General features: G+C 70.1%; 22 protein-coding genes. 11 read left to right on the forward strand and 11 right to left on the reverse strand.

What is annotated here, in order from left to right; translation table 11 throughout:
- Window positions 1-3 precede the first annotated feature (3 nt).
- Window positions 4-1,110, reverse strand: a complete 1,107-nt coding sequence (gene atzD / locus AC1MGR_RS10270; protein ID WP_480234520.1) for a cyanuric acid amidohydrolase — start codon at window positions 1,108-1,110, stop codon at window positions 4-6.
- Between the two features lie 387 nt (window positions 1,111-1,497).
- Between atzD and AC1MGR_RS10275 the strand changes: the two genes are divergently transcribed.
- The 11 genes from AC1MGR_RS10275 to AC1MGR_RS10325 all read left to right on the forward strand — a co-directional run bounded on the left by AC1MGR_RS10275 (window position 1,498) and on the right by AC1MGR_RS10325 (window position 12,997).
- Window positions 1,498-2,751 carry an urea ABC transporter substrate-binding protein gene (locus tag AC1MGR_RS10275; protein WP_480234521.1) on the forward strand — a complete coding sequence of 418 codons (1,254 nt, stop codon included), beginning with the start codon at window positions 1,498-1,500 and terminating at the stop codon, window positions 2,749-2,751.
- 8 nt (window positions 2,752-2,759) lie between these two features.
- Entirely contained in the window at window positions 2,760-3,632 is an 873-nt protein-coding gene (locus tag AC1MGR_RS10280) for an ABC transporter permease subunit (protein ID WP_480234522.1), read from the forward strand.
- Window positions 3,629-4,720 (forward strand): ABC transporter permease subunit, encoded by a 1,092-nt coding sequence (locus tag AC1MGR_RS10285; RefSeq protein ID WP_480234523.1) that lies wholly within the window; start codon window positions 3,629-3,631, stop codon window positions 4,718-4,720. Before AC1MGR_RS10280 ends, AC1MGR_RS10285 begins: the two co-directional genes overlap by 4 nt.
- A complete protein-coding gene (locus AC1MGR_RS10290) occupies window positions 4,717-5,460 on the forward strand; it encodes an ATP-binding cassette domain-containing protein (protein ID WP_480234524.1) in 744 nt (247 codons plus the stop codon). Before AC1MGR_RS10285 ends, AC1MGR_RS10290 begins: the two co-directional genes overlap by 4 nt.
- Entirely contained in the window at window positions 5,457-6,170 is a 714-nt protein-coding gene (locus tag AC1MGR_RS10295; RefSeq protein WP_108038092.1) for a branched-chain amino acid ABC transporter ATP-binding protein, read from the forward strand. Before AC1MGR_RS10290 ends, AC1MGR_RS10295 begins: the two co-directional genes overlap by 4 nt.
- Before the next feature lie 36 nt (window positions 6,171-6,206).
- A complete protein-coding gene (locus AC1MGR_RS10300) occupies window positions 6,207-7,751 on the forward strand; it encodes an amidase (protein WP_480234525.1) in 1,545 nt (514 codons plus the stop codon).
- Window positions 7,752-8,194: 443 nt separating this feature from the next.
- Window positions 8,195-8,947: a DeoR/GlpR family DNA-binding transcription regulator gene (locus AC1MGR_RS10305; RefSeq protein WP_480234526.1), complete on the forward strand. Its 753-nt coding sequence runs from the start codon at window positions 8,195-8,197 to the stop codon at window positions 8,945-8,947.
- Window positions 8,922-10,220 (forward strand): allantoate amidohydrolase, encoded by a 1,299-nt coding sequence (locus tag AC1MGR_RS10310; protein ID WP_480234527.1) that lies wholly within the window; start codon window positions 8,922-8,924, stop codon window positions 10,218-10,220. The genes AC1MGR_RS10305 and AC1MGR_RS10310 overlap by 26 nt, the downstream gene beginning before the upstream one ends.
- Window positions 10,217-11,179, forward strand: a complete 963-nt coding sequence (locus AC1MGR_RS10315) for a phosphotransferase family protein (RefSeq protein WP_480234528.1) — start codon at window positions 10,217-10,219, stop codon at window positions 11,177-11,179. The genes AC1MGR_RS10310 and AC1MGR_RS10315 overlap by 4 nt, the downstream gene beginning before the upstream one ends.
- A 28-nt stretch (window positions 11,180-11,207) precedes the next feature.
- On the forward strand, window positions 11,208-12,146 hold the full coding sequence (locus tag AC1MGR_RS10320; protein WP_480234529.1) for a phosphotransferase: 939 nt from the start codon (window positions 11,208-11,210) through the stop codon (window positions 12,144-12,146).
- Window positions 12,147-12,193: 47 nt separating this feature from the next.
- Window positions 12,194-12,997, forward strand: coding sequence for an inositol monophosphatase family protein (locus AC1MGR_RS10325; protein WP_108038104.1), 804 nt, complete (start codon window positions 12,194-12,196; stop codon window positions 12,995-12,997).
- A gap of 263 nt (window positions 12,998-13,260) precedes the next feature.
- On the opposite strand, the gene AC1MGR_RS10330 is transcribed toward AC1MGR_RS10325, so the two are convergent.
- The 10 genes from AC1MGR_RS10330 to urtC all read right to left on the reverse strand — a co-directional run bounded on the left by AC1MGR_RS10330 (window position 13,261) and on the right by urtC (window position 25,200).
- Window positions 13,261-13,488, reverse strand: coding sequence for a hypothetical protein (locus AC1MGR_RS10330; protein ID WP_108038106.1), 228 nt, complete (start codon window positions 13,486-13,488; stop codon window positions 13,261-13,263).
- Between the two features lie 136 nt (window positions 13,489-13,624).
- Window positions 13,625-16,576, reverse strand: a complete 2,952-nt coding sequence (locus AC1MGR_RS10335) for a PAS domain-containing hybrid sensor histidine kinase/response regulator (protein WP_480234530.1) — start codon at window positions 16,574-16,576, stop codon at window positions 13,625-13,627.
- Window positions 16,577-16,766: 190 nt separating this feature from the next.
- Window positions 16,767-17,819, reverse strand: a complete 1,053-nt coding sequence (locus tag AC1MGR_RS10340; RefSeq protein ID WP_108038110.1) for an aliphatic amidase — start codon at window positions 17,817-17,819, stop codon at window positions 16,767-16,769.
- 80 nt (window positions 17,820-17,899) lie between these two features.
- Entirely contained in the window at window positions 17,900-19,336 is a 1,437-nt protein-coding gene (locus tag AC1MGR_RS10345; protein WP_480234766.1) for a carbohydrate porin, read from the reverse strand.
- Between the two features lie 183 nt (window positions 19,337-19,519).
- Window positions 19,520-19,843, reverse strand: a complete 324-nt coding sequence (locus AC1MGR_RS10350; RefSeq protein WP_480234531.1) for an FmdB family zinc ribbon protein — start codon at window positions 19,841-19,843, stop codon at window positions 19,520-19,522.
- A 227-nt stretch (window positions 19,844-20,070) separates the two neighbouring features.
- Window positions 20,071-21,300 carry a formamidase gene (fmdA, locus tag AC1MGR_RS10355; protein WP_108038117.1) on the reverse strand — a complete coding sequence of 410 codons (1,230 nt, stop codon included), beginning with the start codon at window positions 21,298-21,300 and terminating at the stop codon, window positions 20,071-20,073.
- 128 nt (window positions 21,301-21,428) lie between these two features.
- A complete protein-coding gene (locus AC1MGR_RS10360; protein ID WP_108038119.1) occupies window positions 21,429-22,445 on the reverse strand; it encodes an alpha/beta fold hydrolase in 1,017 nt (338 codons plus the stop codon).
- 29 nt (window positions 22,446-22,474) lie between these two features.
- On the reverse strand, window positions 22,475-23,236 hold the full coding sequence (gene urtE, locus AC1MGR_RS10365) for an urea ABC transporter ATP-binding subunit UrtE (protein WP_480234532.1): 762 nt from the start codon (window positions 23,234-23,236) through the stop codon (window positions 22,475-22,477).
- Window positions 23,237-23,251: 15 nt separating this feature from the next.
- Entirely contained in the window at window positions 23,252-24,037 is a 786-nt protein-coding gene (gene urtD, locus AC1MGR_RS10370; RefSeq protein WP_108038123.1) for an urea ABC transporter ATP-binding protein UrtD, read from the reverse strand.
- Window positions 24,038-24,045: 8 nt separating this feature from the next.
- Window positions 24,046-25,200, reverse strand: a complete 1,155-nt coding sequence (gene urtC / locus AC1MGR_RS10375) for an urea ABC transporter permease subunit UrtC (protein ID WP_480234533.1) — start codon at window positions 25,198-25,200, stop codon at window positions 24,046-24,048.
- Window positions 25,201-25,203 lie beyond the last annotated feature (3 nt).

The following is a 25,203-nucleotide window of genomic DNA, read 5'->3' on the forward strand; positions in this document are numbered from 1 at the left end:
GGGTCAGTCCCTCACGCGGGCGATGATCGCCACCGGGCCGCCGCCGTCCGGGCCCTGGTGCTCGGCGCCGCCGGAAACGAAGAGGTCGGTCCGGCCGACCGCCGCGGCGGCGACCCCGCCCACGAGGGCGCGGGCGTGCCGGGTGGCGTTGATGTCGCTGTCGTCGTTCATGATGTGGCGCCGACCCCGGATCAGCCCGTCATGCGAGGGCTCGGCCTTGGCGAGGAGGGCGACCACGCGCTCCGCCTCTAACGCCCCCAACTGGCCCGACGGGGAAAAACCGAGATCCGCCAGGACACCCTGGATCGCGCCGTAATCGATGCCGTCGCGCATGACGCGATGGGCGATGGCAAGGGGGCCGGACCAGCCGCGGGCATTGCCGAGGACGATGACCTCGTTGCGCATCAGCTCGATGCCGGCCGACGCACTGGCGCGCCCGGAATAGAGGTCGCGCCGCGCGCCGATGGCCGCGTCCGAGAGGTCTTCGCCCGAGACCTCGCCCAGGGCCAGGGCGATGCCCAGGGCCGAAGCGCCGCGCGACAGGCCCATGGAGGCGTAGGTGTCGTGGGTGGCCACGCTTTCCCCGCGCTCTGCGGCCTCCTGGATGCGGGCGCTGGTGAGGAGCGGGCACTTCACCTGCACGAAGTGGACGTCCTCCGGCGTATCGAGCCCGGCCTGGGCCATGGCTTCGCCGACCGCCGCCGCCGTCGCCCGCACCTGGGCCATCCGGCCGATCGCCTCGGGCCGAAACGCGGCGGTGAAGGCGGTGCCGATCGCAAGCGCCGACGCACCCTCGGCTTCAGGACCGTCGCGGCGCGCCAGCACGAGGAGGTGGGGCGAGAGGCCGCCCTCGGTGCCGCCCGACATGACCAGGGCGACCCGCGCACCGACGGCCGCGGGCGTGCAGTCCATCGCGCCGGCGAGGGCGGTCTCCAGCGCCGTCACGGCGAGTTGGCGGGTGAAATCGTTAACGCAGCCGTTGCCCTCGGTCTTGCCGAAGATCGCCACGATCTCGTCCGCCGCCACGGCGCCCGAAGCGATGAGGTCCATCACCCCCGAGACGTCGGCGGGATGCCGGGTCGGCACGCGGAAGACGAGGCATTCGGGCATGGCGGGTTCGGGGCTGGTTGAAAGGGCGGGCCAAGCTAGGCCGAGCGTCCGGCCCGCGCGAGTGCTGGTTTGCGCACGCCGCGCTCCCGAACGGGCAACGGTCGGGACGGCCCGGGCGGTACGGCTCTTGCGGCCCTCGAGCGACAGGGTGGCCGATCACGGCCCTGCTGGGTTTGGAGCTGCACGATTTGTGGCTTTCTGCTCCCCGGGGTGGCGCTCGATTGCCCGATCTGACCAAGCGGGCGGCAATCGCGCCGGCGAACGGCGCCGATGACCGATCTGTGGGTTTTGTTGGCATTGCTTTTGCCAAGTCGGGTTTCGCGAGGCCCTGACAGCGTCCGGCGGCGGACACGGCCTCCCGCCGGCAATCCCGAGGAGCATGAACGCATGACACACCCGACGATCAGCCGGCGCGGCGCGCTCAAGCTCGGAACGGCCGCCGCGGCGGGCGCCCTCGCGACGCCCTTCCTCGGACGCTCCGGCTTCGCCGCCGAGGAACCGATCAAGCTCGGGAGCCTTCTCGACGGCAGCGGCGCCCTCGGTCTCGAGGGCAAGCGGATGATCGAGACCACCGAATACGCGGTGGAGCTGCTCAACAAGGCCGGCGGCCTCCTGGGCCGGCCGATCAAGATCATCGCCTACGACACCCAGTCGAGCATGCAGCTCTACACGCAGTACGCCCAGCAGCTCGCCCTCAAGGAAAAGGTCGACGTCATCCAGGGCGGCATCACCTCGGCCTCGCGCGAGGCGATCCGGCCGATCTTCGGCCGGTCCAAGACCCTGTACTTCTACAACACCCAGTACGAGGGCGGCGTCTGCGACCGCAACGTGTTCTGCACCGGCACGACGCCGGCCCAGACCGTGAACCACCTCGTCGACTATGCGCTGAAGACCTGGGGCAAGAAGGCCTACATCATCGCGGCTGACTACAATTACGGCCACATCACCGCGAGTTGGATGACGAAGTTCATGAAGGACGGCGGCGGCTCGGTCGCCGGCACCGACTTCTTCCCTCTCGACGTGACGAATTTCTCCTCGGCGATCAGCCGGATCCAGCAGGCCCAGCCCGACCTCGTGCTCTCGGCCCTGGTTGGGGCCAACCATTCGGGCTTCTACCGCCAATGGGACGCCGCCGGCATGAAGGGCCGGATCCCCGTGGCCTCCTCGGTCTTCGGGCTCGGCGACGAGCTCACCACCATGGATGCCTCGACCACCAACGGCATCGTCACCTGCTACGGCTGGTACAACGACCTGCCCGACGCCTGGAGCGTCGAGTTCGTGAAGGGGATGCAGGCCAAGTTCGGCGCCGACGTCACCGACCTCAGCGAACTCGACACCGCCACCTACGACGGCATCATGCTCTGGGCCGAAGGGGTGAAGAAGGCCGGCTCCCTCGACCGCGACAAGGTCATCGCCGCCCTGGAATCCGGCATCTCCTACGAGGGGCCGACCGGCAAGGTGACCATGGATGGGGCGACCCACCACACCACCCGCAGCACCTATCTGGCCCGACCCAAGGACAAGAAGTGGGAGATCCTGGCGCGCTTCCCCGACCAGTTCCCGGCGGACACCGCGGGCGCCTGCGACCTGCTGAAGAATCCGAAGACCAACAAGCAGTTCACCCCCGACCTGAAGGGCTGAGGCAAAGCATGGTGCCCGATCTCATCGGCCTGCTCGGCTTCAACGTCCTGGCGGGCATCGCCACCCTCGCTCTGATCACCCTGGGCCTCGGGGTGATCTACGGGATGATGCGGATCATCAACCTCGCCCATGGCGAGTTCATGATGCTCGGCGCCTACACGGCGGTCGCCGCCTCCGATGCCGGTCTGAACATCTGGGTCGCCATGCTGGTGCTGCCGCCCCTGGTGGTCGGGCTGATCGGCCTCGTCCTCGAGCGCACCGTGATCCGCTTCCTGTACGGGCGGATGATGGACACGATGCTGGCGACCTGGGGCATCAGCCTCGGGCTCATCGGCCTCGTCACGTCGATCTACGGGAACGTCGTGCGGGGCGTGTCGACGCCCGTGGGCAGCTTCGAGATCGGCCGCTACGGCGCGAGCCTGTACAGCCTCGTCATCGTGGCGGTGGCCTGCGCGGCCCTGGCCGGCCTCTACCTGCTGCTGCGCCTGACGAAGTTCGGGCTCATCCTGCGGGCGACGATGCAGAACCCGCGCATGGCAGCCTCCCTCGGGGTCTCGCCGGACCGGATCTACATGGCGACCTTCGCCCTCGGCGCCGGCCTCGCGGGTCTGGCCGGCGGAGTCCTCGCGCCGATCTCGGGCATCTCGCCGGCCATGGGCGCAGCCTACATCTCCCGCGCCTTCATCACGGTGCTGGGCGGTGGCCCGGCGATCCTCACCGGCACGGGCCTCGCCTCCACCCTGTTCGGCTTCATCAACGAGCTCGTCTCGTTCAAGACCACCCCCGTCATCGGCGACGTGGCGCTCCTGGTCGCCGCGGTCCTGCTCATCCGCGTGCTGCCCCAGGGCATCACCGGCCGCTACCTGAGGCGCAGCCTATGACCCGTCCCCCGTCGCCGCTCCAAGCCCTGGTCCGCCCGGCGGCCCTGAGCTTCCTCGCCATGGTCGCCGCGGGCCTCGTCATCCTGTTCGGCGCCCCCCACGTCCTCGACACCTTCGGCCTCGTGCAGATGACGGGCTTCACCGCCATGGCGATGTTCGCCCTCAGCCAGGGCTTCATCTGGGGCTATGGCGGGGTGATGTCGTTCGGGCAGGCCGCCTTCTTGGGCCTCGGCGGCTATGCCTACGCCGTCGGAGTCCTGAACCTGGGCGACTCGACCGTGCCCGTGCTCCTCGCCGTCATGGTGCCGATGCTGTTCGCCGGGCTGCTCGGCTACTTCATGTTCTACGGCCGGATCTCGGACGCCTATATCGGGGTCATCACCCTGACGGTGTCGGTGATCCTGTTCCAGCTCGTGAACACCACCTCGGGCAGCCAGTACCGGATCGGCGAGGCCGAGCTCGGCGGCTTCAACGGCATCCCGGCCATCCCGGCCCTCAACCTGCCGGGCGATGCCGGCAACCAGCTCGATCCCGAGGGCATCTGGTACGCCGCGATGGGGAGCCTCGTCGTCGTCTACATGATCCTGCGCGCCATCCTGGCGAGCCGCTTCGGCCGCGTGGTCGTGGCGATCCGCGAGAACGAGACCCGGGCCCAGCTCATCGGCTACGACCCGCGCCTCTACAAGCTCCTGGCTTTCATGATCTCGGCCGGCATCGCGGGCCTCGCCGGCTGCCTCTTCGCCAACTGGGGCGGCTTCATCAGCCCCACGGTGTTCGGCCTCACCATGTCGGCCCAGGTGATCATCTTCGTCCTCGTCGGCGGGCTCGGCACCCTGCTGGGGCCGATCCTCGGCGCGGTGCTGATCCAATGGCTGACCATCGAGGCCGGCGCCCAGAGCGTGATCGATTCCAATCTCGGGCTGGGCGCGATCCTCGTCACCTTCGTGCTGCTGATCCCGCAGGGGCTGGTGCCGGTGGCCCGCAACCTCGTCCTGCGCCTCGGCGCGGCGCTGAGCGGCCGGCGGATGCGGGCCAAGCCCCTCGGGCCCGCCCCGGGCGCGGCGCTGGCCGGGGAGGTGCGCCGATGAGCGTGTCCCCCGCGGCGAATCCCCTCCGTCCCCTGCTCGAAGCCAGGGGCGCCACCATGCGCTTCGGCGGCGTCACCGCCGTCAACGCGGTCGACTTCGTCCTCGGCGAGGTGGAACTGCGCTGCCTCATCGGCCCGAACGGCGCGGGAAAGAGCACCTTCTTCAAGATGCTGACCGGCCAGCTCACGGCGAGCGCCGGGCGCATCCACTTCCGCGACACCGACATCACGGCCGCGCACCCGCATGAGATCGCCCGCCTCGGGGTCGGCATCAAGACGCAGGTGCCCAACGTCTTCAACGGCCTCTCTGTGCGCGAGAACGTGTTCGTCGCGGCGGGCCGCAAGAAGTCGCTCACCCGCACCCGCGCCATCGTCGAGGAGACGCTGACCCGCCTCAAGCTCACCGAGATCGCCACCCGCCTCGTGGGACAGCTCGCCCACGGCCAGCGCCAATGGGTCGAGATCGCCACGGTCCTGGCCCAGGAGCCGGACCTGATCCTCCTCGACGAGCCCGCCGCCGGGATGACGAAAGAGGAGGTCGAGCGCACCGCCGCTCTCATCCGCGAGATCAACCGCACGCATGCGGTCATCGTGGTGGAGCACGACATGCCGTTCATCCGGATGATCGCCAAGACCGTGACGGTGTTCAACCAGGGCCGCATCCTCATCGAGGGCGATGTCGATACGGTGCTGTCCGACGCCCGCGTCCGCGACGTCTACCTGGGCAAGCAGGCCGCATGACCGCCCCCCTCCTCATCGTCGACGACCTGCATTCCGGCTACGGCCGCATCCCGATCCTCGGCGGCGTGTCGCTGCAGGTGGGCGAGGGCGCGTTCGTCGGCATCCTCGGCCATAACGGCATGGGCAAGTCGACCCTGCTGCGGACGCTCACCGGCAACCTGCCCGCCACGGCCGGATCGATCACCTTCGACGGGCGCGACATCACCCGGCTCTCCCCGACCGCCCGGGCCCGGGCCGGCATCGGCTACGTGCCGCAGGGTCGCGAGATTTTTCCAGCGCTCAGCGTCCACGAAAACCTGCGGATGGGCTGCCTCCTGTCCCGCGACAGGGAGGAGGCGGTGATCGCCGACATCCTCACCCTGTTCCCGCGCCTGAAGGCCTATCTCGACCGGCCGGGCGGCGCCCTCTCGGGGGGCGAACAGCAACTGCTGGCCCTGGCCCGCTGCCTCTGCGGGGCACCCCGCATCATCCTCCTCGACGAGCCCACCGAGGGCATCCAGCCCTCGATCATCGAGGAGATCATCGAGACGCTGCAGGCGATCGGCCGGCAACGGGGCCTCACGGTGCTGCTGGTGGAGCAGAACCTGAACTTCATCGCATCGCTCTCGCAGCGGGTGCTGATCCTCCAGAAGGGCCGCATCACCCGCGAAGTCCCGCCCGATGTCGCCCGCGACCGGGCGATGATCGATGAATTCGTCGGCATGGCCTGAGGGCCAGACCCCTTTTCCCGTCAGGAGACCTCCGGCATGGATGCCACGACACCCGCCCCCTTCGACCTGGTGGAGATGACCCTGGCCGATGCGGCCGATGCCTTTGCCCGCGGCGTCACCGCCGAGGCGCTGACGCAGGCTTTCCTCGATCGCATCGCGGCGCATAATCCGCACTACAACGCCCTCATCATCATGAACCCGGATGCCCTGGCCGATGCCCGCGCCATCGACGCACGGCGTGCGGCCGGCGAGGCCCTCGGGCCCCTCGCGGGCGTGCCCGTGGTGATCAAGGACCCGATGGACATGGCCGGGCTGCCGACCACCGCCGGCTGGCACTTCCTGAGCGCCCGGGCCGGCGGCGTCGACCTGATCCCGGAGACCGACTCGCCCGTGGTGGCGCGGATGCGCGCCGCCGGCTGCATCATGCTCGGCAAGACCAACGTTCCGGTGCTGAGCGCTACCGGCAGCCATGCCAACGACAGCTGGGCCGGCCCGACCCTGAATTCGGCGGCGCCCGAGAGCCTGCCGGGCGGCAGCAGCGCCGGGACGGCGACCGCCGTCGGTGCCAGCTTCGCGGTGCTCGGCCTCGCCGAGGAGACGGGCGGGTCGATCCAGAATCCCGCCTCGGCGCAGGGGCTGGTCGGCATCAAGCCGACTTTCGCCCTGGTCCCCAATGCCGGCGTGGTTCCGCTCGCCGGCAGCACCCGCGACGTGGTCGGCCCCATCGCCCGCTGCGTGCGCGACGCCGCACTGACCCTCGACGTGCTGGCGGGCTACACCCCCGCCGATCCGAAGACCGTGGCTGGCATCGGCAAGCGCCCGCCGGGCGGATACACCGCCCGCCTCGACACCGGGGCTCTGACGGGCAAGCGCCTGGGCCTGTTCGGACCGGGCTGGCGCGACCTGCCGCTCTCCCCGGAGGCCGGCGCGCTCTATGCCCGCGCGCAGGACGAGATCGCCGCCCGTGGCGCCACGCTGGTGGCCGATCCCTTCGCAGGAACAGGCTTCGCTGCGCTGGGCCGCCCCACGCCGGGCCTGAACCACTTCGATGCCCGCGGCATGGAATCGGTGCCCTACGACCTGCACCTCTATCTACAGCGCCTCGGCCCGAGCGCCGCCATCCGCAGCGTCGAGGCCTTCGCCACGGCCACCGCGGCCGAAGACGCCTTCGGCCCCATCGGCGTGCTGCGCTACCTGCACAGCATCCCGGCCTTCGCGCCGATCCTCGCCAATCCGACCGCCCCCCCGGATCTCTCCGCCTTTCTCGCCCTGCGGGAGGCCTACCTGGCGATCTTCGACGCGGTGATGGACGCGAACGGCCTCGACGGCCTCGTCTTTCCGCAGATGCGGAACGAACTTCCGCCCCTCCACGGCGACGGGGCGATCAACGAGACCACGGTCTGCGAGATCAACATCGCCGGGCTGCCCGGCGTGACGGTCCCGGCCGGGTTCTATGCCTCGGGTGCGCCGTTCAACCTGATCTTCGTCGGCCGGATGTGGAGCGAGGCCGACCTCCTCGGCTTCGCCTACGACTACGAGCAGGCGACGCATCACCGCCGCGCGCCGGACCTGATCGGCTGAAAGCCGGGCGCGGGCAACCTGCGGGCAGTGCTGCCTGCGGAATCGGCAGACGGACCGGATGATGGGCAGGAAAACCACATAAGCCACAAATCCCAAATTTTTCGATTGACCCACCTCGTTGATCGCGGCGTAGTCGGCATGTAGGACGTTTCCCTGGCACACGCCTCTCAGATGTCCGGCAAAAGCATGCGCCGAGCGACGTTTGGACAACGCCCGGATCCGGGGTCCGGCGGAGCGGCGGGGTTTCGAGAGGCGGCCTGTGCATGTGGCTTTTGACCGACCGGGCACACCCGCCGAAGACGCAATGCGAGATCCGATGCATCATTCCGGTTGCATAACGACGCGAACGAGCATGGGATACCGCATGCCGCTCCCGCATTCCCGCGCGACCGCGGCCATGGATCACCGTTATCATCGGGTGAACGGTAGGACGGCCATCGAGCATGCTGACGGATCATCGCCACCAGGAAATCCTGTCCCGCCTCCACGGGACGGGCCGGGTCGGCGTCGCGGATGTGGCTCTCTTCCTGAAGGTCTCCGAGGAAACCATCCGCCGCGATCTGAAGGTGCTGGAGGAACGCGGCCTGCTCCGGCGCATCCACGGCGGCGCGGTGCCGCCGCGCCTCGACCAGGAGCGTCCGCTGCAGGAGCGTGGCAAGCTCAACACCCGCGAGAAGGGGCGCGTGGCGATCCTGGCCGAGGCCCTGGTGCTGGACGGGATGTCGATCTTCATCGACACGGGCACCACCACGCTCGCCCTCGCGCGACGGCTGACCGGGCGCAACCTCACGATCACCACCAATTCGGTGGACGTGGCCCTGCATCTCGGCGGCGGCCCGGCCCGGGTCAACCTGACGCCCGGCACCCTGCGGAGCAACGACAACGCCCTGGTGGGCTACGAGACGGTGGCCTACGCCCAGCGGTACTTCTTCGACATCGCCTTCATGGGGATCGCCGCCTGCGATCTCGATCACGGCTGGATGGATTACGAGGAGCACGAGTCGGTGCTGCGCCGGACGCTGAGGGGGCAGTCGCGCAGGGCCGTCCTGCTCGCCGATTCCCGCAAGTTCGGCCGGCAGGCCAACCTCTGCACCTTCGGTCTCGGCGAGAAGCTGAGCATCGTCACGGACAAGCCGCCGCCGGAGGCGTTCCAGGACGCGTTCGCCCGGCATGAGATCGAGACCATCCATACCTGAGGCTGACGAGGCGCACGCCCTCGCGGAGCTGCTCGACCGGTTCTCCGCCTGCGGCGCCACCCCCGGGGGCGGCGTGACCCGCCTCTGCGCCAGCCCGGCGGACGGAGCCGCCCGCGCGGTGTTCGCGGAAGTGGTCCAGGCGGCCGGCGGCGCCCTGCGGGTCGACGCGGTGGGCAACCAGTTCGGCCTGTTTTCGCTGTCGGATCAGGCGGATGCGCCCCTCGTCATGATGGGCTCGCACCTCGACAGCCAGAGCCGCGCCGGCCGCCTCGACGGCACCTACGGCGTCGCCGCCGCCCTGCGGGTGGGTGCCGGCCTGATGGCGGCCCGGCGGGCCGGAGGGCGCTTCAGCGCCGATTTCTGCGCCGTGAACTGGACCAACGAGGAGGGCGCCCGCTTCCGGCCGAGCCTCCTCGGCAGCGGCACCTATCTCGGCCGGCACACGGTGGCGGAGGCGCTGGCCTGCCGCGACGACGACGGCATCAGCCTGGGGGCGGCGCTGGAGGCGATCGGCCAGGCAGGCAGCGACCCGGCGCCGCCGCGTCCGGCCTGCTACCTCGAGATCCACGTGGAGCAGGACACGGCGCTGGAGGAGGCCGGGCGGACCATCGGCATCGTCACCCGCAACTGGGGGGCGACCAAGATCGAGGCGGTCTTCACCGGAATCCAGGCCCATACGGGGCCGGGTAGGATGGAGCGCCGCCGCGACGCGCTGCTCGCCGCTGCCTATGCCATCGCGGACATCCGGGCGCTCGCCGACGCGTGGCCAGGCCTGTTGTATACCGCGGTGGGTCGTGTCCAGGTCGCGCCGAATTCGGCCAACGTGGTCGCGGCGCACGTCGCGATCTCGGTGGAGCTCCGGTCCGCCGACGACGCCATCCTGGCCGAGGCCGGACGCCGGGCAGACCGGCTCCTCGCCGGGGCCGCCGACCGGGCCGGCGCCGGGCTGACGATCACCAGCCGGGGCGAGCGCCCGATCCGGGCGATGCCCGAGGCGGTCTGCGACCTCGTGGCCACCTGCGCCGAGGCGCAGGGGCTCGGCACCCTGCGGATGGACACGGTGGCGGGGCACGACGCCCTGAGCTTCCTCGGGATCTGCCCGACCGGCCTCGTCTTCGTGCCGAGCATCGACGGGATCGCCCACAACGAGGCCGAGGCCACCGACCCGGCCGACCTCGCGGCGGGGCTGGCCCTGATGCGGGCGGCGGCCGGGCGCCTGTGCCGCCACGGCGGCGACCCGGTGCGGGCCGCGCAACCGGAGTCGACAGGATGAAGCCCCCCGAACCCGACTTCGCGACGCGCATCGCCGCCGCCCTCGCGGGCCTCCAGGGCTGGGAGGCGGAGGCGGCGCAGATCACCCTGGCGGCGGCGCCGGTCGCCTCGCCGACCCACCGGGCCGTGGCCTCGGACTGCGCCCGGGTCCGGCGCGACGGCGCCGATCCGGTCTTCGTCAAGCGGCGCCACGCCGACATGGCCGCCGACATCCGGCCCACCATGGCGGAGGCGACCCGTCGGGCCGGCGCCCTCGGCCTCGGGCCGGCCCTTCTGGCCGAGGGCGCGGGCGTGGTCGTCCTGGCCGACCTGCACGAGCCCTGGCGCTACGCCCGGGTCGGCGACCTGCAGGCGGCGGACACGCTGGCGCAGGTGCTCGGCGCGCTGCGGCGGCTGCACGGGGCGGAGCCCCTCGGCCAAGCCTTCTGCCCGTTCGAGCGGATCGCCGCCCTCACGGCGGAGGCCCGGGCCTGCGCCGCCCCGGTGCCGGACGACCTCCCGGCGCTCCTGGCGGAGGCCGACCTGATCCGCGCGGCGATCGCGGCGGCGGGCTTCGACCGCCGGTTCAGCCGCAACGACGGTACCGCCTCGAACCTGATGCTGCGCTTCGACGGGGATCGCCTCGCGCCGGACGGCGTCCGGCTGGTGGATTTCGACCTCGCGGGCGATTTCGATCCCTGGTTCGAGGTCGGCGCGCTCCTCAACGAGGCCACGGACTTCGAGCCCGAGCGCCGGCAGGCCATCGAGATCTATGCCGGGCGCTGCACCGAGGCCCTGCTCGCCCGCTGCCGCCTCTACGGCGCGGTAGACGACCTGATGTGGGGCCTCTGGGGGATCACCCGGGCGGTGACCTCGCGCCGGCCCGGCATCGAGTTCTTCAAGTACGGCCAGTGGCGGCTGCTGCACGCGCGCACCACGATGGCGGCGCGGGATTTCGAGCTCTGGCTGCGCCGGCTGTGACGGACCGGGCGACCGCGGGGAGGACGCGATGAGCTGGACACGGATGGGCGAGGGGCGGGGCGCCGCCGAGCAGGCCCTGGAGGCGATCCTCGCCCGGGTGCCGGCCTGGGCGGGCGCCCCCCTGCGCTACCGCGCCGTCTCGGGCGGCATCAGCAACACCAACTGGCGGGTCCAGGCCGGCGAGGGGACGGACGTGTTCCTCAAGGTGCCCGGGCGCGGCACGGAGATGTTCATCACGCGGGACGCCGCCCACGAGGCGAGCCAGCGGGCGGAGGCCTGCGGCTTCGGGGTGGCGGTGCTCGACTACCTGCCCGAGGACGGCGTCGAGATCTTCGCCTTCCTGGACGACTTCCGGGCCTCCTCGAACCTCGACTTCCTGCGCCCCATCGTGCGCCACAACGCGGTGCGGGCCCTGCGGGCCTTCAACGATGCGCCGGCCCTGACCCTGACCAAGACGATCTTCGACATGATCGAAGAGCATCTCGGGCAGGTCGCGACCGTCGGCGGTCGGGTGCCGCAGGATTCGGCCTTCCTGATGCGGCGCTACGGGCAGGCCAAGGCGGCACTCCTCGCCTCGGGCCTCGACCTCGTGCCCTGCATGAACGACACGCTGGCCGGCAACTTCATGCTCGACGGGCAGGACCATGTCCGCCTCGTCGACTTCGAGTACGCCTCGAACAACGAGCGCGCCTACGAGCTCGCCCTGTGGTTCGACGAGATGGCGTTCTCGGCCGAGGTCGAGCGCGAGATGATCGAGGCCTATTGGGGCCGCTGGACCCCGCAGATCCACGCCCGCACCGAGGTGCTGAAGGCGCTGGGCGACCTCAAGTGGGCGACCTGGGCGATGATCCAGGAGCGCGTCTCGACCCTCGACTTCGACTATTACAAGTACGGGACCTGGAAGCTCGCGCGGGCCCGGACCCTGTTCGACCATCCCGACTGGGCGCGCTGGCTGCAGCTGCTGTGACCGCCGCCCTCCCGCTCCCGCGTTCCCCTTCGCGCAAGGCCGACCCCATGTTCCCGACCCTCGCCCCACCGGCGGGCTTCGACGCCACGCCCGACGGGCTGATGGCCTTCGCCCACCACCTCGCCAACAGCGTGCGCCCCCTGGCGCGCCGGCACTTCCGCACGCCCCTGGCCGTGGAGGCCAAGGCCGATGCGAGCCCCGTCACCGAGGCCGACCGCGGCATCGAGGCCCGCCTGCGGGCCGAGATCCGCCAGGCCTACCCGGCGCACGGCATCCTCGGCGAGGAGGAGGGCGGCGACTTCGCCCGCGAGCTGACCTGGGTGGTGGACCCCATCGACGGGACCCAGAGCTTCATCACCGGCATGCCGCTCTTCGGCACCCTGATCGCCCTGGTGCGGGGCGGGCGGCCGATCCTCGGCCTGATCGACATGCCGGCCCTGGCTGAGCGCTGGCACGGCAACGGCAGCAGCGCCTGGTTCGGCGGCAAGCCGATCCGCACCAGCCGGCGCGCCCTCGCCGAGGCCCGGCTGTTCGCGACCTCTCCCGACCTGTTCCGGGGGGCCGATGCCGAGGCCTTCGCGGCCCTGAGCGCCGCCGTGGGCCTGCGCCGTTTCGGCGGCGACTGCTACGCCTACGGCCTCCTCGCCTCGGGCCATTGCGACCTCGTGGTGGAGGCCGGCCTCAAGGTCTACGACGTGATGGCCCTCGCCCCCGTGGTGGAGGGCGCCGGCGGCGTGATGACCGACTGGGCCGGACGCCCGCTCACCCCGGACTTCGACGGCCGCGTCATCGCCGCCGCCAACCCGGAGCTGCACGCGACGGCGTTGCGGCAGCTGACGGGGTTCGCCTGAGGAGCGGGACAGGCGAGCCTGGATCCGGGCCGAGAGCGTTCAGGCCGGAGCCGCCGACACGCCAAGGCCTTGGCCCCTGCCTGTCCGGGTCCCGGGCGCCGCTGCGTGCCCCCGGGATGACGCGGCGCTGCATGCGACCGCCTCCGGCGCCCTCCTGCATCCGCGACCACCCGGCCGTCCCCGCGCGGGAGACCGGGATCCTTGTGCAGGATGCATCGCCCCGTGGGTGCTGGGGCGCGTTCCGCCGGGCCTGGCCCCGCGGTTCAGTGGCCCTGGCCGGCAGCGGCCCGGACCTCGAAGAAGGCGGCGTCGCTGACCCAATTGTACTCCGAATCGACCAGGCGGAGCACGCCGGCGGTGTCGTCGAGGGCCGCGATGAGCGGGCCGAAGGCGCACCGGACATCATCGTCGAAAGTATGGGCGAACGTGTCGCGCAGTTCGTAGCCAATCTTCGCCAACACCAGGAGCGATTTGAAGCCCAGATCCTGCATTTCGTTCCCCTTCGATATGTGATGTCCGCTCGTTATTGAGGGGTCCACTGTCGGCGCGAGGATCTTAACAGGATACTAACGGAGATAAACTTGCCCTTCGCGCATCGCCCGCCGCGGGGCATGCGATCCCGGCAGGTCAGTCGGCGCCTTCGATCAGGCCGCGGATGCGGGTGGCGAGGGCCTCCAGGGCGAAGGGCTTGACCAGCACCTGCATGCCGGGCGCGAGGTGGCCGTGGTTCAGGGCGGCGTTCTCGGCGTAGCCCGTGATGAACAGCACCTTCAGGCCCGGCCGGAACACCAGGGCCGCCTCCGCCATCTGCCGGCCGTTCATGCCGCCGGGCAGGCCGACATCGGTGACGAGGAGGTCGATGCGCACGTCCGATTGCAGCACCTTGAGGCCCGAGGCGCCGTCGGCCGCTTCGATGGCGGCGTAGCCGAGATCCTCGAGCACCTCGGTGACCAGCATCCGCACGGTGGGCTCGTCGTCCACCACCAGCACGGTCTCGCCGAGCTTGGCCCGGGCCGCCTCCGACAGGTCCGGAACCGCCTCCGCCCCCTCCGCCTCGCCGAGATGACGCGGCAGGTAGATGCACACCATCGTGCCCGCGCCGGGCTCGGAATAGATCCGCACCTGGCCGCCCGACTGCTTGGCGAAGCCGTAGATCATCGACAGGCCGAGTCCCGTGCCCTCGCCGAGGGGCTTCGTGGTGAAGAACGGGTCGAAGGCCTTGGCGGCGACGTCCGGGGTCATGCCGGTGCCGTTGTCCGAGACGCAGAGGGAGACGTACTGGCCCGGGTCGAGGTCGCGCTCGCGGGCGCCGCGGGCGTCGAGCCAGCGGTTGCCGGTCTCGACCACGATGCGGCCGCCCTCCGGCATGGCGTCGCGGGCGTTGATGCAGAGGTTCAGGAGGGCGTTCTCGAGCTGGCTCGGGTCCACCAGGGTCGGCCACAGGCCGGCGGCCCCCACCACCTCCACCGAGACCGCCGGCCCCACCGTGCGGCGCACCAGTTCCTCCATGCCCTCGACGAGGCGGTTCACGTCCGTAGGCTTCGGGGCCAGGGTCTGCCGCCGCGAGAAGGCGAGGAGGCGGTGGGTCAGGGCCGCGGCCCGGCGCGCCGCTCCCTGGGCGGCGCCGATGTAGCGCTCCAGGTCGCCGACCCGGCCCTGGAGCATGCGCGTCTGCATCAGCTCGAGGGAGCCGACGATGCCCGCCAGCATGTTGTTGAAGTCGTGGGCGAGGCCGCCGGTGAGCTGGCCCACCGCCTCCATCTTCTGCGACTGGCGCAGGGCCTCCTCGGTCCGCATCAGCTCGGCCGTCCGCTCGGCCACCCGCTGCTCCAGGGTCTCGTTCAGGCTGCGCAGTTGCTCGGTGACCCGGGCGCGCTCGGCCTCGCCGGCGCGGCGCTCCTCCATGTCGATGAGCACGCCGGGAAAGCGCAGGGGGGTGCCGTCCGGGCCCTGCTCGACGCGGCCGTTGGCTTCGAGCCAGTAGTAGCGCCCGTCGGCGCGGCGGGTCCGGTACTGGTGCGCGTAGGCGCCGCCCCGGGCGAGGGCGGCCTCGATGGCCTCGGCGAGGCCGGCACGGTCGTCCGGGTGCACGGTTTCCACCACCTGGGCGAGGCTCAGGCCCTCGCGCCCGGCGGCGGGGTCGAGGCCGAAGCTGCGGGCGAAGGCCTCGTCGACGCTGAAGCGGTCGGCCGGCAGGTCCCAGAGCCAGGTGCCGATGATCGCCCCGGCGGCCAGGGCGAGCTGCACCCGCTCGATGTTCTCCCGGGCCAGGGCCTCGCTCGCGCGCAGGGCGTCCTCCGCCCGGCGGCGGGCCGAGATGTCCCGGAACAGCACCGAGACCTGCCGGCGGCTCGCGGGCTCGATCCGGGCGGCGGAGACCTCGATGTGGCGGCCGGCGGCCGGGAAGGCGCGTTCGAACCGGATCGCGGTGCCGGTGCGCAGGACGCCGCCATAGAGCTCGAGCCAGCCCTCGGCCTCCGCCGGCGCGAGGTCGCGCAGGGTGCGGCCGACGATGTTCGGGATGCCGGTGTGGCGCTCGTAGCCGGCATTGGCCTCGACATGGACGTAGTCGCTGGCGGGTCCGTGCGGCCCGTCGAAGAACTCGATGATGCAGAAGCCGTCGTCGACGGCCTCGAACAGGGCCCGGTAGCGCGCCTCGCTGGTGGCCAGGGCGTCGCGGGCGGAGCGCGCCTCGGTGACGTCCCGGGCGACGCCGGAGAACCGCAGCGGGCGCCCGGCGGCGTCGCGCTCGATCTCGCCCCGGCGGGCGATCCAGCGGAGTTCGCCGGTGTCGGGCCGGCGGATGCGGTACTCGACGTCCCGGGGCGGTTCGCCCCGCCGCCGGCTCTCGGCCGTGGAGACGAGGTGCAGGTCTGCCGGGATGACCAGACGCTCGAAGGCCGAGGCGGGATAGGTCGCGGCCTCGGGCAGCCCGTAGAGGCGGCAGAATTCCGGGGTCGGGTGCAGGATGCCGTCGTCGATGCCCACCGAGAACACGCCGATGCCGCCGGCCTCCTGGGCGCGGCGCAGGCGCATCTCCGCGTTCTGCAGGGCATTCCCGGCGCGGTGCTCCGCGGTGCGGTCGCTGACGACCTTGACGTAGCCGATGTGCTGGCCGTCCCCGTCCCGCAGGGGCATCATCTCGCCCGAGGCCCAGAAGCGCGTGCCGTCCGCGCGCAGGTGCCAGCGCTCGTCCTCGGCCCGGCCCTGCTCCAGGGCGAGGCGCATCTCGATCCCGGGTCGGTCGATCGCGCGATCCTCGGGGGTGAACAGCGCGGCGATGCCGCGGCCACGGATGTCGGCGGCGCTCCAGCCGAAGATGCGGGCGGCGCCGGCGTTCCAGTCGGTCACCACCCCGTCGCGATCGGTGCCCAGGATGGCGAAGCGGGTCGTGCTGTCGAGGATCGCCTGCCGGTGGGGCACCGGGTCGGATTCCGGCCCGCGCCCTTCCGGACCACGCGCCTCCCACTCGGTGCCCGGCTCTCCTGCGGACCGGCGGGCCTCGGCCCGCAGGCGCGCGGCCTCCCGCTCCAGGTCCGCGGCGCGGCGCAGGCGTGCGTCGGTCTCGGGCTGGCTCATGCCGGGACGTCCATCCTTCCGGGGTGTCGATCAGGGGCGACGCGTCTCGCCACGGGCGGTAGAGGGGCCGCACGCCCGGGTCAAACGGCGCAGGGCGGACGCGCCCCCGCGAAACGACGAGGGCCGGCCCCGCGGCGGCGGAACCGGCCCTCGATCCGGATCGGGCGTGGCGCGGGCGCCACAGCGCGGCTCACCGCGGGTCGGGCGGGCCCTCGCCCTTGCCGACGAAGGGGATGCCCTCGATCGGGCATTCCTCGGTGCCGACGCTCTGCCGGGTGATGGCCCGCACGGCGTCACGGGCGGCGTCGGGGTCCTCGATCCAGCGGCGGTAGAAGTCGTAGGGGCATTCCGACAGGCCGTGCCGGTTCTCCTTCGAGGCGATCATGCCGGTGTAGCCGCGATGCAGCAGCTTGAAGAGGTGGTTCTCCGACTGCCCGTGGGCCCGGGCGTCGCGGATCAGGAACTTCGACAGGGCGGCGTACTGGATGCCCATCTCCTCCTCGCCGCACTCGCCGAGGGTGCGGCCGTCGAAGCCGATCACCGCCGAGTGGCCGAAATAGGTGTAGACCCCGTCGAAGCCGGCGGCGTTGGCCACCGCCACGTAGGTGTTGTTGGCGAACGCCATCGCCTTGGACATCAGGATCTGCTGCTCCTTGGCCGGATACATGTAGCCCTGGCAGCGGATGATGAGCTCGGCGCCCCGCATGGCGCAGTCGCGCCAGATCTCCGGGTAGTTGCCGTCGTCGCAGATGATCAGGCTGACCTTCAGGCCCTTGGGGCCGTCGGAGACGTAGGTCCGGTCGCCCGGGTACCAGCCCTCGATCGGGGTCCAGGGCATGATCTTGCGGTACTTCTGCACGATCTCGCCCTGGTCGTTCATCAGGATGAGGGTGTTGTAGGGCGCCTTGTTCGGATGCTCCTCGTGGCGCTCGCCCGTGAGGGAGAACACGCCCCAGACCTTCGCCTTGCGGCAGGCGGCGGCGAAGATGTCGGTCTCCGGCCCCGGGATCGTGGTGGCGGTCTCGTACATCTCGGCCGCGTCGTACATGATCCCGTGGGTCGAGTATTCGGGGAAGATCACCAGGTCCATGCCGGGCAGGCCGGACTTCATGCCGACCACCATGTCGGCGATCTTGGCGGCGTTCGCCAGGACCTCGTCCCGCGTGTGCAGGCGGGGCATCTTGTAGTTCACGACGGCGACGCCGACGCTGTCCTGGCTCGACGAAATGTCTCCGTGCATCATGGCGTGATCCTCCGGTTTCTGGACGTGGCGCGTGCCGCGCGGGTTCGCGGCACGCGCGGGGGACGCGGTCCCCCGGGCCCCTAGCCCGGCGCGAGGCCGAGGAGGGTTCCGAGGGGAACCACGAGGGTGAAGCCGCCATAGACGCCGTCCTTGGGCCGCCGGGCGGTGTAGGGATTCCAGAACGAGTTCGGATTGACGACGTACTGGACCACGGGCTCGAGGATCACGCCGGCCCCGACGTCGATGTGGGCGTTGGCCTCGAAGATGAACTTGTCCCGCGAGAACGGCGCGCCGGAGCCGCCCGAGAAGGCGTTCGCATCGGCCAGGAAGTCCGCGTAGTTGGCGTTGATGCGCTGCCAGTTGGCCTTCAGCCCGTAGGTGTCGTTGGGCCGGGTCTGGTCGGGCGATTGCAGCAGGATGCCGGCGAACGAATTGAACCGGATCGGGATCGTCGGATCGAAGGCGTAGCCGGTGCCGGTGTAGAGCGCGATCGAGGCCGGGTGGGGGTTGGCGGCCTCGGCGCCCCCGTCGGCGCGCCAGACCGTCTGCGAGGCGGTCAGCACCACGCCCGAGGTGCCCGACTTCTGCAGGGCCGGATCGCCGGGAAAGAGGCCCTTCGAACGGCCCAGCGCCGTCTTGAAATTATCCTCGTGATCGGCGGTGTTGTAGAAGCCGGTGAGCGAGACGCGGCCCGGATAGGCCTCCTGGGAGAAGTCGGTCTTGCGGCCGATCTCGGTCATCACGACGGCGCCGGCCAGGCGCTCGTAGCCGAAATCATAGCCCGACAGCACGTTGGTGTTGGGGTTCACGCTGAAGGCGCCGGCCTGGATGTAGGTGGTCGGCGAGAGCTTGTAGGCGACGTTGGCGCCCCAGACCCCGTAGAGCGGCGAGGTGAAGCCGGCGTTGAAGTAGAACATGTCCTGGAAGCAGGAATTGATCGAGTTGCACGGCGGCAGGCCGTAATACCGGTCCGGATGCGTACGCCCGACCTCGACCACCAGGCGGTCGTCGAGCAGCTTCTGCTGGTAGGTGAGGAGCGACAGCCGGGCGAAGTTGGGATTGTAGGGCGGCTGGTAGCCGACCGTGGTGTCGCCGATGTCGGCGGCCATGTTGAGGTTGCGCACCAGCCCGAAGAAGGTCTGGGTGAAGTTGATCGTCCCGCCCGAGATGCCCGCGAGCGTCTGCATGTCGGCGGTCATCGAGAGCACGAAATAGGCCGAGTTCGATTGCTCGCCGGGCCGCAGGCCCATGCTCGGATTGGCCTGGTAGAAGTCGTAGACGTTGACGTCGAAGGTCAGGCCGCGGGCCGCCATCGCGGTGGCCCAGGGCGCCAGCGGGCCGACGCGGACCGGGTCCTTCGGCTTGTCGGCGATGGCCGGGTCGGTGCGCGGCTGGGTCTGCTCGTTGAGCTGGCCCACCGGCGAGGCCGTCTGCGCCAGCGCCGCGCCCGCCGCCACGACACCGGCGGAGGCGACCGCCGCCGACAGGAGCGCGCCCCGGGCCGCTCCCCATCCCATCCGGCGCCGCGACACCGGTTTCCATTCGAATCTCTGGATCATCGTACCACCCCGCGCTCCAGCATCGATCCCGTCTCGACCCATCCCGTCCACTTCAGCTGTGGAATTATATCTCGATAGGCCCAGACTCTGTGCAGATCTGCTGTCAGGCAATACTTTGCAAATGCGATGCCACTGCTTAATTTAGTGGCTAATCATCCAGGGTCGGGCAGATGTAAAGCTTTTGGCGGCCGGCGTTGCTTGCGTTTTGGTCTTCGCCGAACCGCTGCAGCAGCCGCAGCCGGCGCCGTGCCCCGAGACCCGCCGGGGGGCGTGCCGGCTGCGCTCGTTGGTGGCGTGCGCCTTGCGCAGGCCGGCATCCATGGAGGCGAGGTTCGGTGCGGTGAGGAAGGCGCGGCCGCAGGCGGTCCCGCAATCCGGGCAGTCGTGCGGATCGCGGAACTCGGCCATCGGGCGCAGCACCGTGAACGGGCCGCAGGCGTCGCAACTGTAATCGTAGACGGGCATCGGGGGCTCTCGGTGATGTCTGCTTGAGGGAGCGCGGCGAGCGTCGTGCGACGCACGAAACCGGACGTTCGCGCGGTCGCATGCGACCCGCTGTGTCATCCCGGGCTCCGCTGCGCGGCCCCGGGACGACGTGGTGCGACGGGAGGCGTCCCGGCGCGCGAACCGGCCTCTGCGATCCCCCTGCCGGGAGGCGGGAGATGCGCGCCGGATCGGGCGCGGGCCGGCCCTCAGAGATCCGGCGACAGGGGCATCTGGATCGAGCCGTCGAGGAACTTCGTCGGTCCGTCGGCACCGGGATTGATGTCGAAGTCGAAGATCTTCGTCGGAATCCAGAGGGTGGCGCAGGCGTTCGGGATGTCGACCACGCCGGAGATGTGGCCCTGGACCGGCGCGGTGCCGAGGATCGAGTAGGCCTGGGCCCCCGAGTAGCCGAACTTCTTCAGGTACTCGATCGCGTTGAGGCAGGCCTGGCGGTAGGCCACCGTCACGTCGAGGTAATGCTGCTTGCCGTACTCGTCGACGGAGACGCCCTCGAAGATGAGGTGGTCGTCGAACTTCGGCGTGATCGGCGACGGCTTGAAGATCGGGTTCTTGATCCCGTACTTGGCCATGCCGTCCTTGATCAGGCTGACCTTGAGGTGGACCCAGCCCGCCATCTCGATGGCGCCGCAGAAGGTGATCTCGCCGTCGCCCTGGCTGAAATGCAGGTCGCCCATTGAGAGGCCGGCGCCGGGCACGTAGACGGGGAAGTAGATCTTCGAGCCGCGCGACAGGTCCTTGATGTCGCAATTGCCGCCGTGCTCGCGCCCCGGCACCGTGCGGGCGCCCTCCGCCGCCGCCTTGTCGCGACCCTCGCCCTTGAGCCGGCCCATATGGGCGGTCGGCGCGAAGGGCAGGGTGGCCAGGGCCGGTACGCGGCCGGGGTTGGTGTCGAACAGCGCCTTCTCGCGGGTGTTCCAGGTCTCCAGCATCTTCGGATCGGGCAGGCAGCCGATCAGGCCGGGATGGATCAGGCCGGGGAAGCGCACGCCGGGGATGTGGCGCGACTTGGTGAACATGCCCTCGAAGTCCCAGATCGACTTCTGGGCCAGGGGGAAGTGCTCGTCGAGGAAGCCGCCGCCGTTCTTCTTGGAGAAGAAGCCGTTGAAGCCCCACTGGCTCTCGGGCTTGGCGCCGATGTCGAGGAGGTCGACCACCAGCAGGTCGCCGGGCTCGGCGCCCTCGACGCCGATCGGGCCGGAGAGGAAGTGCACGATCGACAGGTCGATGTCGCGCACGTCGTCGGCGGAATCGTTGTTCTTGATGAAGCCGCCGGTCCAGTCGTAGGTCTCGACGATGAAGTCGTCGCCGGGCTTGACCATCGCCACCATCGGGATGTCGGGGTGCCAGCGGTTGTGCACCATGTCGTTGTCGTAGGCCGATTGGGTCAGATCGACCTTGATCAGGGTCTCGGGCATGTTGCGTCGGTGCTCCCTTCCCACACGTGAGGACATGCGTCCCCGTTCTCGCCGGCGGTGAGATCCGTCGGCGGGTGACGTGCCGGCGATCCTCGGGCCGGGCGCGGTGCACCCCGGCCCGGGGCCGGTCAGCTTGCGAGCAGCGCCTTGAGGGCCGCGTCGAGTGTGGCGATGTCGTCGGGGCTCGTGCCCGGGCCGCCCGCGAAATGGCCCCACCAGGTCTCGATGATGCGCAGTTCCGCGTTCGGCATGGCCGCCGCCTCGATGGCGTTGTCCTCGGGGGGAAAGTACAGGTCGGTGGAGGCCGGCATCAGGATCGCCTTGGCGCGGATGGCACCGAGGGCGGCCTCGAAATCACCGTGGAAGCGGTCGTTGGCGCTGATGTCGCCGTTCTGCCAGGTCCAGAGCATGGCCAGCAGGTCGTTGGCGTCCCGGGTGTAGAACAGCCCCTCCCAGAACCCGACGAGGAAATCCTCCAGCGAGGCGTAGCCCATATGGGTCTTGTCGGCCTCGATCCGGTAGAAGGTCTGCGACAGGCCCCAGCCGGCATAGACCCGGCCGAAGGCGCGCAGGCCCCGGTTCGGCGGGCTCGTGTACCAGCCCTCCGCGTAGGCGGCATCGGCCTGCAGCGCGGCCTTGGCGCCCTCCAGGAAGACGAAGTTGTGCCGCGAGCACTTGGCCGAGCCCTGAAACGGCAGGATGCGGGGCACCATGTCGGGGTAGAGCGCGCCCCAATGGTAGGTCTGCAGGGCGCCCATGGACCACCCGGTCACCAGCACCAGCGTCTCGATGCCGAAATGCTCGGTGACGAGGCGATGCTGCGCCGTGACGTTGTCGTAGGCGGTGACGTTGGGAAAGCGCGGCCCGTTCCAGGGCGGGGGCGTGTTGCTCGGCGAGGACGAGAGCCCGTTGCCGAACATGTTCGGGATGATGATGAAGTATCTGTCCGGGTCGAGGGCCTTGCCGGGGCCGATCAGCCATTCGTTCTCGGTGTGCTGGCCCGAGTACCAGGTCGGGTAGACGATGGCGTTGTCCCGGGCCGCGTTCAGCGTGCCGAAGGTCTTGTAGGCGAGCTTGGCGCTGCGCAGCGTCTTCCCGCACTGGAGGACGAAGTCGCCGAGCTCGAAGATCTCGTAATCGGCCATCTCTGCCCCTTTCGGCTTGCCGGGTCCCGTCAGACGGAGAGGAAGCTGGCGACCTGGGCCTCGTCGATGTCGGCCCGCAGGGATTCGTGGACGATGTGGCCGTTCTCGATCACCAGCACCCGGTCGGCCACGTCGAGGGCGAAGCTCAACACCTGCTCTGAGACCACGATGGAGAGGCCGCGGTCGTCGCGGATCTTCTTCAGGGTGCGGCCCATCTCGCGGATGATCGAGGGCTGGATGCCCTCGGTGGGCTCGTCGAGGAGGAGGACCTTGGGCCGGCTCGCGAGCGCCCGGGCGATGGCGAGCTGCTGCTGCTGGCCGCCCGACAGGTTGCCGCCGCGCCGGCCCTTCATCTCCAGGAGGACCGGGAACATCGTGTAGAGTTCCTGCGGCACCCGGCGCTCGTGGGTCACGGTCAGCCCGGTCTCGATGTTCTCCTGCACGGTCATGGCCGAGAAGATCATCCGGCCCTGGGGCACGTAGGCGAGGCCCGCGGCCACGCGCTGATGGCTCTTCAGGCCCTCCACCGCAGCGCCGTCGACCCGGATCGTGCCGGACTTGACGGGCACGATGCCCATCAGGGTCTTCATCAGCGTGGTCTTGCCCATGCCGTTGCGGCCCATCACGGCGACGATCTCGCCGGGCGCCACCGCGATGTCGAGCCCGTGCAGGACCTCGCTCTGGCCGTAGGCCGCGTGCAGGTCGCCGACCGCCAGCATCGGTGCGACGCCGCCCTGGATCAGGGGCGCGGGCGAAAGGGCGGGTGAGGGGGCGGGCGTGGTCTGGAGCATGGCGCCGTTTCCCTCTCAGTGGCCGAGATAGACTTCGATGACCTTCGGGTCGTTCTTGACCCGCTCCATCGAGCCTTCGGACAGGACCTTACCCTGGTGCAGGACGGTGACCCGGTGGGCGATGTCCTCGACGAACTTCATGTCGTGCTCGATCACCAGCACCGACCGTCCCTTGATGATCTCGTTGAGGAGCTCGGCGGTCTTGATGCGCTCGCCGACGCTCATGCCGGCCACCGGCTCGTCGAGCATGAGGAGCTCGGGGTCCTGGATCAGCAGCATGCCGATCTCGAGCCACTGCTTCTGGCCGTGGCTGAGGAACTCGGCCCGCTCCAGCAGCTGGTCCTTGAGGAAGATCATGCTGGCGACCTCCTCGATCCGGTCGCGGACCTGGGCGTCGCGCTTGAAGGTCAGGGCGCCGAAGACCGAGCGGCCCCGCGGGAACGAGATCTCGAGGTTCTCGAAGACGGTGAGGTCGTCGTAGATCGACGGGGTCTGGAACTTGCGTCCGACCCCGGCGAGCACGATGGCGCTCTCGGACAGCTTGGTCAGCTCCTGGCCCTTGTACTTGATCGAGCCGGCGCTGGCCTTGGTGCGCCCGCAGATCAGGTCGAGCACCGTGGTCTTGCCCGCCCCGTTAGGGCCGATGATGACCCGGATCTCGTTGGGGTCGACGTAGAACGAGACGTCGTTGACCGCCTTGAAGCCGTCGAAGGAAACGGTGAGGGATTCCACCGCCAGGAGGAAGTCCTTCTCGGCCGGATCGGCGCCGATGAGGTGCGAGGGCAGGAGGGCTGCGTTCATCGGAGGTCCTACTCGGCCGCGTGGGGCAGGGCGACGGCGGGCGCGGGCTCCAGGGCCTTCACGCGCCGGGTCAGGCGGGGCTCGACATACGTGCGGTAGATGCCCGCCAGGCCGTTCGGGAAGGCCAGCACCACGGCGATGAACAGGGCGCCGAGGCCGAACAGCCAGAGCTCCGGGAAGCTCTCCGAGAAGCTGGTCTTGGCCCAGTTGACCAGGAGCGTGCCCCAGACGGCGCCGAACAGGGACAGGCGCCCGCCGACGGCGGCGTAGATCACCATCTCGATCGAGGGCACGATGCCCACGAAGGACGGCGACATGAACCCGACCTGCAGGGTGAACATCGCGCCCCCGATGGCCGCGAACACCGCCGCCAGGCAGAACGCGAAGGTTTTGAAGCTCGCCACCTGGTAGCCCGAGAACCGGACCCGGTCCTCCTTGTCGCGCATGGCCAGCAGGATGCGCCCGAGCTTCGACTTCTTGACCATCTGGGCGAACAGGATGCAGCCGACGAGCAGGCCCGCATTGACGAAGTAGAGGATGTTGTGAGCGCTGTCGGTGCGGATGTCCCAGCCGTGCAGGGTGCGCAGGTCGGTGATGCCGTTGATGCCGCCGGTATAGCCCTGCTGGCCGACGATGAGGATCGTCAGGATGGCGGCGATGGCCTGGGTGATGATGGCGAAGTAGGTGCCGCCGACGCGGCGGCGGAACATCGCCGTGCCGATGACGAAGGCGAAGAGCGCCGGCACCACCAGCACCGCCAGGAGCGTGAAGGGCAGGCTCTGGAACGGCTTCCAGAACCAGGGCAGGGCGGTGATCTGGTTCCAGTCCATGAAGTCCGGGATGCCGGGCGTCGACTGGATCTTGGTGTTCTCGATGCTGGAGGCCTCCAGCTTGAGATACATCGCCATCAGGTAGCCGCCGAGGCCGAAGAACACGCCCTGGCCCAGGGACAGGATGCCGCCGAAGCCCCAGCAGATCACGAGGCCGAGGGCCACGAAGGAATAGGTCAGGTACTTGCCGACCAGGTTGAGGCGGAAGGCGTCGAGGAGCAGCGGCAGCACCACGAAGATGACGGCCACGAGGAGCGCGAGGCTCACCCATTCCATCGGCTTCATGAAGGGGTTGTCGTTGACGACGGGGGTGGGGGATGTGGAGCGGGTCATGAC

The organism is Methylobacterium sp. BI1, assembly GCF_056680125.1.

Coding starts and splice junctions, on each gene's coding strand:
- AC1MGR_RS10350 (WP_480234531.1), bottom strand. CDS start 19,843: ATGCCCGTCTACGATTACAGTTGCGACGCCTGCGGCCCGTTCACGGTG.
- atzD (WP_480234520.1), bottom strand. CDS start 1,110: ATGCCCGAATGCCTCGTCTTCCGCGTGCCGACCCGGCATCCCGCCGAC.
- AC1MGR_RS10305 (WP_480234526.1), top strand. CDS start 8,195: ATGCTGACGGATCATCGCCACCAGGAAATCCTGTCCCGCCTCCACGGG.
- AC1MGR_RS10300 (WP_480234525.1), top strand. CDS start 6,207: ATGGATGCCACGACACCCGCCCCCTTCGACCTGGTGGAGATGACCCTG.
- urtE (WP_480234532.1), bottom strand. CDS start 23,236: ATGCTCCAGACCACGCCCGCCCCCTCACCCGCCCTTTCGCCCGCGCCC.
- AC1MGR_RS10295 (WP_108038092.1), top strand. CDS start 5,457: ATGACCGCCCCCCTCCTCATCGTCGACGACCTGCATTCCGGCTACGGC.
- AC1MGR_RS10315 (WP_480234528.1), top strand. CDS start 10,217: ATGAAGCCCCCCGAACCCGACTTCGCGACGCGCATCGCCGCCGCCCTC.
- AC1MGR_RS10325 (WP_108038104.1), top strand. CDS start 12,194: ATGTTCCCGACCCTCGCCCCACCGGCGGGCTTCGACGCCACGCCCGAC.
- urtD (WP_108038123.1), bottom strand. CDS start 24,037: ATGAACGCAGCCCTCCTGCCCTCGCACCTCATCGGCGCCGATCCGGCC.
- AC1MGR_RS10280 (WP_480234522.1), top strand. CDS start 2,760: ATGGTGCCCGATCTCATCGGCCTGCTCGGCTTCAACGTCCTGGCGGGC.
- AC1MGR_RS10310 (WP_480234527.1), top strand. CDS start 8,922: ATGAGATCGAGACCATCCATACCTGAGGCTGACGAGGCGCACGCCCTC.
- AC1MGR_RS10335 (WP_480234530.1), bottom strand. CDS start 16,576: ATGAGCCAGCCCGAGACCGACGCACGCCTGCGCCGCGCCGCGGACCTG.
- AC1MGR_RS10285 (WP_480234523.1), top strand. CDS start 3,629: ATGACCCGTCCCCCGTCGCCGCTCCAAGCCCTGGTCCGCCCGGCGGCC.
- AC1MGR_RS10320 (WP_480234529.1), top strand. CDS start 11,208: ATGAGCTGGACACGGATGGGCGAGGGGCGGGGCGCCGCCGAGCAGGCC.
- AC1MGR_RS10360 (WP_108038119.1), bottom strand. CDS start 22,445: ATGGCCGATTACGAGATCTTCGAGCTCGGCGACTTCGTCCTCCAGTGC.
- fmdA (WP_108038117.1), bottom strand. CDS start 21,300: ATGCCCGAGACCCTGATCAAGGTCGATCTGACCCAATCGGCCTACGAC.
- AC1MGR_RS10275 (WP_480234521.1), top strand. CDS start 1,498: ATGACACACCCGACGATCAGCCGGCGCGGCGCGCTCAAGCTCGGAACG.
- AC1MGR_RS10290 (WP_480234524.1), top strand. CDS start 4,717: ATGAGCGTGTCCCCCGCGGCGAATCCCCTCCGTCCCCTGCTCGAAGCC.
- AC1MGR_RS10330 (WP_108038106.1), bottom strand. CDS start 13,488: ATGCAGGATCTGGGCTTCAAATCGCTCCTGGTGTTGGCGAAGATTGGC.
- urtC (WP_480234533.1), bottom strand. CDS start 25,200: ATGACCCGCTCCACATCCCCCACCCCCGTCGTCAACGACAACCCCTTC.
- AC1MGR_RS10340 (WP_108038110.1), bottom strand. CDS start 17,819: ATGATGCACGGAGACATTTCGTCGAGCCAGGACAGCGTCGGCGTCGCC.
- AC1MGR_RS10345 (WP_480234766.1), bottom strand. CDS start 19,336: ATGGGATGGGGAGCGGCCCGGGGCGCGCTCCTGTCGGCGGCGGTCGCC.